Here is a 12,275-nt window from a genome sequence, read left to right as displayed (position 1 = left end):
GCTTCAGTTTTTCTGTGTCTCCCATCTGTCGGAATCATCTCACCCGTCTCAGGATCTATCTTTCCGATAAGAGTACGCTTGGCCCGGCTCTGCTGTTTTTCTTTGTCCCAGTATGCCTTGGATTCGTAGACATAGGTTATTCCTGTTCGTTTATCAAGTTGTTTTATTATTCCCATGGGGGTGCTCCTTTCTGTAACATCGTTACGTTTATATTATATATCATAACGATGTAAAATGCAATAGAAAAACCCAAAAAAGTTAGATTTTTTCTGGGTTTTCTCAAATTTTCATATGTATTTTTATCGTTAGGTTAGAATGTCAAGTTAGGGTCTGAACAGTAACTGTAATCATTGGATAATTCTAGTTCTCTTATATATCATCTTGAAAAAAAAACAATATATAAGTATAATAATAATTACTTTTGGGGGGATTATATGAGAATTAGAATAGACGAACTGTCATATAAAAAAAAGACAGTATTAAAAGATGTAGATTTAGATGTAAACTATGGCGATTTTATTTGTGTTTTAGGAATGAACGGAACTGGAAAATCAAGCTTTTTCAAAGCAATTAGTGGCCTAATTAAATATAATGGTCATACAGACTTTGATAAAAATGAAGTGGCCATCATTTCTGATTATGTAGGAATACCAGATGAAGTCAAAGTTAGGGATATTTATGATTTTATCAAGACAAATACAGACGATATTTCTAAAATAGAAATGCTTTTTTATCAGTTAGATATTGAAAAAATAATAGATAGAAAAATAAGTAAGCTAAGTAGTGGCGAAAAAAGAAAACTTGAATTAGTATCAACACTTGGAAGCAATAAAAAAATCATTATTTATGACGAAATCACTGTAAATTTGGATCAACCATCAAAACTAGCTATATTAGATTTTATCAAGAATTATCATAAGGGTAGTGATCGATTAGCTTTTTTTTCTTCACATGATATCAATGAAGTACAAATGATGAATGGAGCCAAATGGATTATTCATGATAAAAAGTTCATAATTGCTCCAGAGAATGCAAAAGAGCAAGAGATAATTAATTGCATGCACGGAATTTAACATTAAGGAGCTTGTCATGCTTTTAGAGATTAAAAGGTTTATTTGCAATAAGTATTTATTGCTGGTATTTGGCGCTTTTTTTGTATTAATCGCTCTATCTTTTGTTAATGCTTTTTTAGTCCAGGGCTATTATAGCAATAGTAACGCTTTTGTATTGGATTATTATAATGTCATTTGCCAGACATCACCTTTTCTGATGGCACCAATACTAGGAACTTTTTTTGCGAAAGACTATGAATTTAGTATTGATCGTTTCTATTGTAATTATAATATTTCCGAATATCGGTATTGTTTTAAAAAATTAACAACATCCGTGTTGGTAATAGGAATAGTAGAAATACTATTTAGTATGATTACTCTTCAGATTATGGGCGTTGCTTTAAAACTAAGAATAATGGTTTCTCTTCTATTGCTTTTGGATTTGGCATACATGATAATTATGATTGATATTGTCTCCTATATAACAAGAAGAAGAATGACAACTATTTTTTTGACTATGGGGGTAGTTGTTATTATGTCTATAATTAATATTATTCCACTTGGACCTATAACGGGAAAATTATTTGTGCTAGATGCAAATAGCTATATCTCATTATTGGTAACAGATTTCTTGAGACATGATACTTCTGAATTTGGACATATTATTTATTCCCTAACGATATATGTATTGATTATATTTGTATTATTTGTTTTAGTGATGTTTATAGGAGAGAAAAATGCCAAGAAACATAATCCAGCCAAATAAAGTTGCATTATTGACTACAAACAAATGTACTGCATCATGTAAAATGTGTTGTTTTGATTGTTCACCACAAAATAATGAATTTGTTGATCCTAAAGTTGTAGAAAAGGTTATTTATGAGTTGAAAACAAGTAATTCAATAAAAACAATTGGCTTTTCGGGCGGTGAGCCTTTTTTATTATATGATGACCTGATAAAAATCACAAAGCAGGTTGCAGCATTAGGAGTTAGAGTGGTATGCACTTCGAATGGTTTTTGGGGAAATAATTATGAAAATGCATATAAGAAATTATATGCTTTTCAAACAGCAGGATTAAAAAAATTATCATTAAGCGTCGATAATTTTCATCAGCAATATATCCCAATTGAAAATATATACAATATAATTAGAGTTTGCAAGAAACTATGCATTCCAGTTGACATAGGTAGTGTTCTAACAAAAGGAACAGATAATCTTAATAATATTCTTGAAGGTATTGCCTTGGAACTTGTTGATGTTCCGCATTATAGAGCAGCATGCCTTCCAGTTGGGGCAGCTCTAAAGAACATCTCTGAAAACGAATATATTTATGATGAGAATATTTTTGAAAAAGATAACAAATGCTTCGAAACGTCATATTTTGCTATTTATTTGAATGGGGATGTTTATCCTTGCTGTTCTCAATCGGGAGTTATACCAGTCTTGAAACTAGGAAATATTAAAAAGCACAGTTTTGATGACTTAACAAAGTCTTACCATCGAAATATGTATTGTCGAATTATGAAAAAATACGGATTTAAATGGTTTTATGATGCGTCTATTCAGATTGGTTATAACAACTTGAAGGAAATGAAATTTGTTAACAAGTGTCACTTGTGTAATTATCTCTTATCTAATGCGCATTTTATTGATGCAATAGCCCCATTAATTGAAATAGAGAAAGAAAGAATATATCAGGAATATATTAAACAGAAAAATGTGGCAACCCAATAATGTTTTCGTAGGCAACTACGAAATACACTTTGAACAAAAGTACTGTATAGTCAAAAAGAAAAATGTATATATAAGACTAAGAGGAAGCAAATATGAATCCCTTAAAGAAATGCTGATGGTAGAATCCGAAGAGCATATTACTCAGAGCTTGGATCTAAGTTTTGACACTAAAGAGCCGAGGAGTATTCAATGCAAGCTAATTGCTAAAAGCGTGGAATTAAAAGGACAAAAATCCAGCACCATTTGCATGCCTATAGTTGTAATAAGTATTATTACTGCTTTGATGGCAATACCATTAAATAACTATCGAAACATCAAAGATGCAGGCGATTTTTCTCTAACATTATTATTTACCGTCATTAACATTCTGGCACATGAATTAGGCCATATATATTTTTGCTTAAAAGCTGGGAGAAGCGTGAATGGAATAGGTTTAAAGATTAATTATTTATTTCCAATGGTATTTGTTGATACAACAGATATTTGCATGGCAAACAAAATTGAAAGAGTAAAAACATCTTTAGGTGGAATTCTACTCAACTCAATTATCGGCCACATCTCATTAATTTGTGCATATATGATGCACTCTGATAGTTTGAAAATGTTGTCGCTAGTATCTTATTATTTTGTCCTATCAAATATAATACCTTTTATAAAGATGGATGGATATTATGTAGTTGAAGATGTTTTGGGAGTGACTAGATTGCGGGAAAAATCCATCTATTCACTAGTGTATTTCAATTCTAAAAAACGCATAAAACATGATATAATCTATTATATTTACGGTATTCTTAATGTGCTTTTTCTTTTTTCTCTAATAGTATTTATGTTTTCCATGTTTTGTGATAGTATAATAAAGTATTGATGTAGTATATTTGTTGAGCAAACATACATAGAAAGGAGAAAGTAATGAGAGAAGAAATTGATAACATTTTGGAATCTGGTTTTGATGCGGAGGTTGAAACGGAAGAAACACGAGAAAATATGTCTTGGTTAATTCTCACTCCAAGTTGGTTTGTTGTATCAAAATAATACAAATAACCAATGATTATTCTAAGGCATATTGTCTAGCTGAACTGTTGAAACAAAGGGTTTTAATTGTTCAGTAAAAACTGTTTTACTATGATGATTTTCGATTAATGAGAGAGCAATCAGACTGGTTGCTCTTTTTTCTGCACTTATACGAAATTGTACCAAGGATCTGGAATGATTTCATAGAAGTGCAAAATGGAAAGATGTCTTGTAAGCACTATATATTTAAGTAGGTAGCCATAGTAGCTGCAATCATCATATTTGTATATTGTTTTTATATCATGATACCCATTATGAATTACATGGATTTTTATTGTTGTGACTGAAAGCGCGGGTGTTTAGTGGCTTATATCTACTTTACACTGTGTTTATATATTGTTTTCAGAACTTATAATCCGGGGGCTGTCTTTAACTCTGCACTGACAGTGATTTCCATATATCCGTCGGGACCCTGGCGCATGATGGCTATATTAACGGAGTCGCCGGGGGCGTGGAGAGATAGATCTGTAAGGTATGAGCTTACCCTCTCGACATCCTGATCATCTATACCCACGATTATATCCCCGCTTTGGATGCCTGCCTCCATGGCCGGGGAATCCATATCTATTTTGCTGACATATACGCCCTTTGGCATATCGGGATAGGTTTCCAGGAGGGTTTCCGGTATATCGGAGCCGTGTACTCCCAGATAGGGATTCTTGATGTCGTTGGAGAGATTGCCGATGATTCCTCTAAGCTCGGTGATTCCTATGGCTGATAGGAGATAATCCTGGTCCTCATCATTATAGTTCATGTCTATAACGCCGATGACGGAACCGGTGAGATTGATCAGTACGCCTGACGCGGCGGATGAACCGTATATGTCTGTTGTTAGGAGCTGGTAAGCGCTGTCAGGCAGATCTATGGTCTTTTTGCCGCTGGTGACAAAACCATAGCTTATAGAACCTTCACTTCCTGTGGGAGAACCAAGTGCGATCACGGGGTAACCCACCAGGGTTGAGGATGCAGAGCTGCCAAGGGTTGCCGTTTTAATGGCAGAGAGTGTATCTTCATCCAGATTGCTGCTGTCTACAGATACGATGCAGAGCCCTGTTAGAGGGTCTATGCTCTTCATGGTCGCATCGGAGATCTTGCCGTTGCAGAAGGTGACGGTTATTTTCTCAAAATCCTTTATTCTTGAGGAACTTACCAGGATGAGGATATCATTCTTGGTGCTGGCCACGATCAGACCTGATGAAGAATTGCTTCTGATGATTGAGTTGCTGATCCAGTCTGTATCTTCCGTGATACCGGTGACATTTACCATGGATTTTTGACCGTCTACGGCGATCTCTTTAAGAGATGAGTACATACTGGAGTAGTCGGATGCGCTCAGGGTCAGGGAGTTAAGAGCTTCCTTGAGCTCTTTTTCGGCAGTCTGGGTCACGCTGGCCTGCACGCTGGCTTCCACCATGGCTGCGTCGGCAGCTGCCTTTTCCTCTTCGCTGGCTATAAGGTCATCCCTTTGTATCTCTTCATCTACTATCTCTTCGGGAAAGGATACCAGTTCCGAAGCACTGTCTCCGGGATTTAATGCATTGTTGATCATTGGCTGCAAGAGCAGGAAGGTGCAGCAGGCTACCAGGCCAAAAAGCACCGCCATGGATATAGTGATGAGGGTCCTGCGGATGAGTTTTCTGGAATTGATAGGGCGGGATTTGATCTTTTCCCGCATAAAATCAGTATTTGCAAGCGGGGCTCCGGATTCGTCGGTCTGGGGCTCGCTGTTTGCCAAATTTCTATTGTTATAGGGATCTTTGTTATCAGACATATCTATCCTCCCGATTGCCGTACTGTCAAAAGCTGCTTTTGACACATACTACATTATAGCCTATCCAAATCAGCTTATAAAGTAACTGCTTTTTGCCTGGTTTACTTGAAGCGGCCGCTTTCATAGGTTATGATTAAATTTGAGTAATTATGAGGTTATTTAGGATATGAATGATAAAGTATTAAAGACACTTGAATATGACAAAATAATAGACCGCCTTACTGAGCATGCCTGTTCAGATCCGGGCCGCAGGCTCTGCAGAGAGCTCCTTCCCATGGATGAGGCTGATGAGATAGAGAAGGCACAGACAAATACTGCCGATGCAGTTGCCAGGATATTCAGAAAGGGCTCTACATCCTTTGGCTCCAATATCAATCTGGAGGGCTATCTGAGGGCGCTTAAGATAGGTGCCAGCCTGGACGCTGCAGGACTGATACGCATAGCATCCATGCTGGATAACTGCGCCAGGATCAAGAATTACGGAAGACCCGGCAAGGACGAGACTGTCACCGACTCTCTTTCAGACCTCTTTGATGGTATCGAACCCTTGACTCCCCTGGCTCAGGAGATCAGAAGATGCATCATATCAGAGGATGAGATAGCTTCCGATGCCAGCCCTGCCCTGGCCAATGTCAGGCGCAGCATAGCTCTTACAGGCGACAGGATACATGACAGGCTCCAGTCTATGGTCAACGGATCCCTTCATTCCTACCTGCAGGATGCGGTCATCACCATGAGAGGTGACAGGTTCTGTATACCTGTTAAGTCCGAGCACAAGTCTCAGGTACCGGGAATAGTACATGATCAGTCATCTACAGGCTCTACCCTTTTTATAGAGCCTCAGGCTATAGTGGAGCTCAATAATAAGCTCAGGGAATTCGAGCTTCTTGAGCAGCAGGAGATAGAGAAGATACTATCTGCCCTGTCTGCTCAGGCAGGTGAACATGTAGAGGCACTTAGCGATAACGGCAAGATTATGACTGAGCTTGACTTCATCTTTGCCAAAGCACAGCTGGCGCTTGAGATGAATGCTGTAAGACCTCTTATCTCTGAGGACAAGGTTTTTGATCTCAAAAAGGCCCGTCACCCTTTGATCAATAAAGATAAAGTAGTACCCATTGACGTATACCTTGGCAGGGACTTTACTATGCTGATAATCACAGGACCCAATACCGGTGGTAAGACTGTGACGCTCAAGACCGTGGGACTCCTTACTATCATGGGTCAGGCAGGACTCCATATACCTGCAGGGGACAGATCCCGGATCGCAGTATTTAAGGAGATCTATGCCGATATTGGAGACGAGCAGTCCATAGAGCAGTCTCTGTCCACGTTTTCATCTCATATGACCAATGAGGTGCGTATCCTCAGGGATGCAAACGAGGACAGCTTATGCCTCTTTGACGAGCTGGGTGCGGGAACAGATCCCACTGAAGGCGCAGCGCTTGCCATAGCTATGCTCAGCGACCTTCATCATAGGGGGATCACCTGCATGGCTACCACCCATTACGCAGAGCTCAAGGTCTATGCCCTGTCTACAGAAGGTGTGCGCAATGCTTCCTGTGAATTTGACGTAGAGACCCTGCAGCCTACATACAAGCTCCTCATAGGAGTGCCCGGCAAGTCCAATGCTTTTGCCATTTCTTCCAAGCTGGGACTCCCGGAGCATATAATAGAAGCGGCCAAAAGTCAGATCGGCTCTGACGACAAGCGCTTTGAAGACCTCCTGGCTGACCTTGAGAACAGCAGAAAGCAGGCTGAGAAGGAGAGAACTCAGGCAGAGAGCTACAGGATCGAGCTGTCCAATCTCAAAAAGAATTATGAGAAAAAGAGTGACAAGCTTGAAAACAGCAGGGAAGAGATCCTGCGCAGGGCAAATGAGGAAGCCAGGGATATCCTGGCAGATGCCAAGAAGGTGGCTGACGAGACCATCCGTTCTTTCCGTATGGCCGCAAAGGACGCAGGCATACAGGAGCTGGACAGGAAGAGGTCCGAGCTCAATAAGAAGATATCTGATAAGAATGACAAGCTGGCAGTAAAGAAAGATACTGTTCCCGGTCACAAGCAGCTCAAAGAGAGTCAGATCCGCCTTGGAGACATGGTAAAGATTGTTACTATGGGCCTCAAGGGAACTGTAGCTTCCATGCCTGATAAATCCGGCAACATGATAGTACAGTGCGGTATCATCCAGACCAGGACCAATATCAGTGATCTGGTGCTGGTAGATGAGGATACAGTGAGCGCACCGGGCAGGAAATCGGCCATGTCAGCAGCCAGCTTTGAGAGAAACAGAGCAGGGGGCAAAAAGCTGGATCTGTCCAAGGGCAGAAACATACATTCAGAGATCAACCTGATAGGAATGAACTCTGATGATGCAGTCCATGCTATGGAGCAGTACCTGGATGAGGCATATATGTCGCATCTTCCCAGCGTGAGAGTGGTCCATGGCAAGGGCGCAGGCATACTTAGGAAAGCAGTCCAGCAAAGGCTCAGATCCATTCCCTATGTAAAGAGCTTTAAGCTGGGTGAATACGGAGAAGGTGATTCCGGAGTGACTGTAGTAACTTTTAAATAAGAGATTTTGGGGGACTATATGGCTAGTAAACAAAAGATACTGATAGTAGATGACGATTCCAATATCGCAGAACTCATATCACTCTATCTGGTCAAGGAGTGCTATGATACTCAGACCGCAGGAGACGGTGAAGCTGCCCTGGAGCTCTATAACAGCTTCAGACCTGATCTGATATTGCTGGATCTGATGCTGCCTGGCATGGACGGTTATGCCGTATGCAGAGAGATCAGGGCCAAGGGCCAGACTCCCATTATCATGCTCTCTGCCAAGGGCGAAGTATTTGACAAGGTTCTGGGACTGGAGATGGGCGCCGATGATTATATGGAGAAGCCCTTTGATCCAAAGGAGCTGGTAGCCAGGGTCAAGGCTGTCCTTCGCCGATACAATACCGCACCTGCGGAAAAGAAGGAGAGCAGTGACCGCGCTGTAAGCTATCCTGACCTTGATATCAATATGACCAACTATGCTGTGACCTATAAGGGCCAGCGCGTGGATATGCCGCCAAAGGAACTGGAACTCCTATACTTCCTTGCTTCATCGCCCAATCATGTATTTACCAGAGAGCAGCTTCTGGATCAGATATGGGGCTATGAATATATAGGCGATACCAGGACTGTAGACGTACATATCAAGCGCCTTAGGGAGAAGATCAAGGACCACGAGACCTGGCGCATAGCTACCATCTGGGGTATTGGTTATAAATTTGAGACTGGGGTATAAAGATCTGAAAAGTCTCAACAAGTTTGTCGGGGATAAAATGCCGGGGACAGAGGATACTGCGATAGTGTGTCCCGCCCCGGCTTTTTGGCAGGAACATTGGAGGATGGTGTGAAAAGAACACTGTATCTGAAATTTCTAATTGCATATGTACTCTTTGGAGTATTTGGATTCATAGCAGTGGGCACAGTAATTTCTAATATGACCTTGGAACACTGCAGGAGGCAGAGGGCTCAGAATCTCTATTCCGAGGCTACCCAGATAGCGGATACCTATGCTACCGACCTCTATAATTCCGATGCTACCATATCCACTGTCCAGAGGCAGCTTACTGACCTGGCCAGATATATGGAAGCCACCATATGGATCATCAACCCTTCCGGACAGCTGGTCATAGATTCCAGCAGAGAATTGGCCCAGGGAGAGGAGATCATAGTAAAAGGCTTTGATCCTACGGTTACAGGCGGCACATTTATGGTGGTGGGAGATTTCTTTGGGACATTTTCTGAGGAAGAGCTGTCTGTATTTGCACCCATTACCGGTGATTACAAGGTAAGGGCATATGTGGTCATCCATACGCCTATGAGCGCTATCAGAGTAGAAGCCAATGAACTACTTAATATATCCTATATACTACTGATCATACTCTTTTTGCTGTCCGCTATCATTTTGATATTTTTTACAGAACTGGTATATATACCCCTGCGTAAGGTCACCACAGCAACGGAGCAGTATGCCGCCGGAAATATGGCTTACAAGTTTAGCCTGGATTCCGATGATGAGATAGGCTATCTGGGAGCAGCGGTCTCATATATGGCAGGGGAGATCGCCAGGAGCGAGGATGACCAGCGCAAATTTATAGCCAATGTATCTCACGATTTCAGATCGCCCCTGACTTCCATCAGGGGATATCTGACAGCGATGCTGGATGGTACTATCCCTCAGGAGATGCATGAACACTATCTTCAGGTGGTATTAAATGAAACCGAGCGACTGACCAAGCTCACCAACGGCCTTCTCACTCTCAATAACCTTGGGGGCGGCATGATGCTGGACAAGGCGGATTTTGATATCAACAAGATCATACGAGATACTGCCGCATCCTTTGAGGGCACCTGCAGGGCCAAGACACTGGCCATAGAGATGGTACTTACCGATGAAGAGATGATTGTAAATGCAGACATGGGCAAGATCCAGCAGGTACTCTACAATCTCATCGACAATGCCATCAAGTTTAGTCACAATAATTCAGTCATCAAGGTGGAGACTACGGAAAAGAAGAACAAGATATTCGTATCAGTAAAGGATTCGGGTATCGGTATTCCCAAGGAAGATCAGAAGCAGATATTCGAGCGCTTCTATAAATCAGACCTCTCAAGAGGCAAGGACAAGAAGGGCACGGGCCTGGGACTGTCCATAGTAAAAGAGATCATCAGAGCTCACGGAGAGAATATCAATGTTATATCCACTGTTGGCGTGGGCACGGAATTTGTCTTTTCACTGCCCAAGGCCAAGGTGATGGATGAAACTGATGTTTGAGATATTTTAGAAAAAACGGAGATAAACGTGGGAAAGAAATATAAATCCGCAGAAGAAAATAAATATAAAAAGGGCATGTCCTTTGATGTGGAGATCACAGATATAGGAAATGACGGAGAGGGAATAGGGCGCGTGGACGGCTATACCCTCTTTGTGAAGGATGCAGTGATAGGAGACAGACTCCGCGTATCTGTCATGAAGGCCAAGAAGAACTATGCTTATGCTCATCTGGATCAGATCATCACTCCTTCTCCATACAGGATCAAAGCCAGGTGCCCTATAGCCAGGCAGTGCGGCGGCTGCCAGCTGCAGAACATGACCTATGACAAGCAACTGGAATTCAAAGCTTCTAAGGTTAGAAATAATATTGTGAGACTGGGCGGCTTTGATGCAGGATATATAGACAGCGTCATGGAACCTATTATAGGAATGGAAGAGCCCTGGAGATATAGAAATAAGGCTCAATATCCCATAGGAAATGATAAGAATGGCAATCCTGTGGCAGGCTATTATGCAGGCAGGACCCACAGCATCATACCCGTTGGCGACTGCCTCATAGGGATAGAAGAAAACAAGCAGATACTGGATATCATACTCAGTCATATGAAGAACCACAAGATATCTGCATATGATGAGAGTAGCGCAAGAGGCCTTATCAGACATGTGCTTATCAGAAAGGGCTTTGAAAGCGGACAGATCATGGTCTGTATGGTCATCAATTATAGGAATAAGAAAAATACTAAATCTGCAGCTGGTGATTATATCCCCGGGCAGCAGGTTCTGATAGAGGAGCTTGCTGCTGTAAAGGGCATGACCTCTATCTCTGTCAGTATCAACACCGATAAGACCAATGTGATAATGGGAAGCGAGATCCACACTATCTGGGGAGAGGATGCAATTAAGGATACCCTTCGCGGAATTGAATTTGAGATTTCTCCCCTTTCTTTCTATCAGGTAAATCCTGCTCAGACAAAGAAGCTCTACGGGCAGGCCATAGACTATGCGAAGCTTTCGGGAAAAGAGACTGTATGGGACCTATACTGCGGTATCGGAACCATCACTCTTTCCATGGCAAAGGCAGCAGGTCAGGTATACGGAGTAGAGATAATCCCTGATGCCATCGAGGATGCCAGGAGAAATGCGGCAAGTAACGGAATCGAAAATGCCACCTTCATGTGCGGAAAGGCCGAGGAAGTACTCCCTGATTACTATAAAAAGCAGGAAGGCGACGCTATCCACCCTGATGTCATAGTGGTAGATCCTCCAAGGAAAGGCTGCGATGAGAAATGCCTGGATACCATGCTCAAGATGGCTCCCGACAGGATAGTCTATGTGAGCTGCGATTCTGCAACTCTTGCAAGAGACCTTCGCATATTGTGTGATGGCGGCTATGAGCTAAAGGCTGTCCGTCCTTGTGACATGTTCCCCTGGAGCGGACATGTGGAAACCGTATGTTTGCTCAGTGGACCAGGGGGACGGGGTCAATGCCATTTAGATAAGGATTTCCCGTCCCAATCCTATAGTTACAATTAAATATATTACTGAAATCAGAGGTGAAATACCCTCTGATTTTTTTGCAGTTTTCTGCGAAAACTGCTTGACAAGTCAGCCAAAAAATGTTGCCGCGCCTTGATTATAAGACATTTTTACGGAGGTGCTGACATGTCATTTACTGTTACTGAAATACGTCAAAATCTATTCTCGGTGTTTTCATCCCTATTGGAACGAAGGGATGAATTCTTAAAAAATCCATCTTCCGATTTTACCCGGAAAAAGAAGATATCGTTTGAGCAAACCATGCTGTTTCCTATGAT

10 protein-coding genes are annotated in these 12,275 nt (G+C 41.7%); 9 read left to right on the top strand and 1 reads right to left on the bottom strand.

Features of this window, described 5'->3' with window-relative positions; translation table 11 throughout:
• Nucleotides 1–434 precede the first annotated feature (434 nt).
• The 5 genes from G636_RS0114060 (at nucleotide 435) to G636_RS21010 (ending at nucleotide 3,820) form a co-directional block, all read left to right on the top strand.
• Nucleotides 435–1,073: an ATP-binding cassette domain-containing protein gene (locus tag G636_RS0114060; protein WP_026508565.1), complete on the top strand. Its 639-nt coding sequence runs from the start codon at nucleotides 435–437 to the stop codon at nucleotides 1,071–1,073.
• A gap of 16 nt (nucleotides 1,074–1,089) precedes the next feature.
• On the top strand, nucleotides 1,090–1,818 hold the full coding sequence (locus G636_RS0114055; RefSeq protein ID WP_026508564.1) for a hypothetical protein: 729 nt from the start codon (nucleotides 1,090–1,092) through the stop codon (nucleotides 1,816–1,818).
• Nucleotides 1,790–2,788, top strand: a complete 999-nt coding sequence (locus tag G636_RS0114050; RefSeq protein ID WP_026508563.1) for a radical SAM/SPASM domain-containing protein — start codon at nucleotides 1,790–1,792, stop codon at nucleotides 2,786–2,788. Before G636_RS0114055 ends, G636_RS0114050 begins: the two co-directional genes overlap by 29 nt.
• 109 nt (nucleotides 2,789–2,897) lie before the next feature.
• Nucleotides 2,898–3,653: a M50 family metallopeptidase gene (locus G636_RS19750; protein WP_196803120.1), complete on the top strand. Its 756-nt coding sequence runs from the start codon at nucleotides 2,898–2,900 to the stop codon at nucleotides 3,651–3,653.
• A gap of 44 nt (nucleotides 3,654–3,697) precedes the next feature.
• Nucleotides 3,698–3,820 (top strand): hypothetical protein, encoded by a 123-nt coding sequence (locus tag G636_RS21010; protein WP_256379613.1) that lies wholly within the window; start codon nucleotides 3,698–3,700, stop codon nucleotides 3,818–3,820.
• A 388-nt stretch (nucleotides 3,821–4,208) separates the two neighbouring features.
• Here the strand turns inward: G636_RS21010 and G636_RS18715 are convergent, their stop codons facing one another.
• On the bottom strand, nucleotides 4,209–5,630 hold the full coding sequence (locus tag G636_RS18715) for a S1C family serine protease (RefSeq protein ID WP_051227043.1): 1,422 nt from the start codon (nucleotides 5,628–5,630) through the stop codon (nucleotides 4,209–4,211).
• 166 nt (nucleotides 5,631–5,796) lie between these two features.
• Here G636_RS18715 and G636_RS0114030 point away from each other — a divergent pair, with 166 nt between their 5' ends.
• The 4 genes from G636_RS0114030 to rlmD all read left to right on the top strand — a co-directional run bounded on the left by G636_RS0114030 (nucleotide 5,797) and on the right by rlmD (nucleotide 11,994).
• Nucleotides 5,797–8,205, top strand: coding sequence for an endonuclease MutS2 (locus G636_RS0114030; RefSeq protein ID WP_026508562.1), 2,409 nt, complete (start codon nucleotides 5,797–5,799; stop codon nucleotides 8,203–8,205).
• 18 nt (nucleotides 8,206–8,223) lie between these two features.
• On the top strand, nucleotides 8,224–8,925 hold the full coding sequence (locus tag G636_RS0114025) for a response regulator transcription factor (protein ID WP_026508561.1): 702 nt from the start codon (nucleotides 8,224–8,226) through the stop codon (nucleotides 8,923–8,925).
• 108 nt (nucleotides 8,926–9,033) lie between these two features.
• Nucleotides 9,034–10,461: a HAMP domain-containing sensor histidine kinase gene (locus G636_RS0114020; RefSeq protein WP_026508560.1), complete on the top strand. Its 1,428-nt coding sequence runs from the start codon at nucleotides 9,034–9,036 to the stop codon at nucleotides 10,459–10,461.
• 75 nt (nucleotides 10,462–10,536) lie between these two features.
• Nucleotides 10,537–11,994 (top strand): 23S rRNA (uracil(1939)-C(5))-methyltransferase RlmD, encoded by a 1,458-nt coding sequence (gene rlmD / locus G636_RS18710; RefSeq protein WP_081668503.1) that lies wholly within the window; start codon nucleotides 10,537–10,539, stop codon nucleotides 11,992–11,994.
• Nucleotides 11,995–12,275: the final 281 nt, after the last annotated feature.

Source organism: Butyrivibrio sp. MC2013 (assembly GCF_000424585.1).
In the GTDB taxonomy this organism is placed as follows: domain Bacteria; phylum Bacillota; class Clostridia; order Lachnospirales; family Lachnospiraceae; genus Butyrivibrio.
The sequence above is the reverse complement of the archived record's forward strand: the minus strand, read 5'-3'. Positions and strand labels throughout refer to the sequence as shown.

Coding starts and splice junctions, on each gene's coding strand:
- G636_RS0114060 (WP_026508565.1), top strand. CDS start 435: ATGAGAATTAGAATAGACGAACTGTCATATAAAAAAAAGACAGTATTA.
- G636_RS0114055 (WP_026508564.1), top strand. CDS start 1,090: ATGCTTTTAGAGATTAAAAGGTTTATTTGCAATAAGTATTTATTGCTG.
- G636_RS0114050 (WP_026508563.1), top strand. CDS start 1,790: ATGCCAAGAAACATAATCCAGCCAAATAAAGTTGCATTATTGACTACA.
- G636_RS19750 (WP_196803120.1), top strand. CDS start 2,898: ATGCTGATGGTAGAATCCGAAGAGCATATTACTCAGAGCTTGGATCTA.
- G636_RS21010 (WP_256379613.1), top strand. CDS start 3,698: ATGAGAGAAGAAATTGATAACATTTTGGAATCTGGTTTTGATGCGGAG.
- G636_RS18715 (WP_051227043.1), bottom strand. CDS start 5,630: ATGTCTGATAACAAAGATCCCTATAACAATAGAAATTTGGCAAACAGC.
- G636_RS0114030 (WP_026508562.1), top strand. CDS start 5,797: ATGAATGATAAAGTATTAAAGACACTTGAATATGACAAAATAATAGAC.
- G636_RS0114025 (WP_026508561.1), top strand. CDS start 8,224: ATGGCTAGTAAACAAAAGATACTGATAGTAGATGACGATTCCAATATC.
- rlmD (WP_081668503.1), top strand. CDS start 10,537: ATGTCCTTTGATGTGGAGATCACAGATATAGGAAATGACGGAGAGGGA.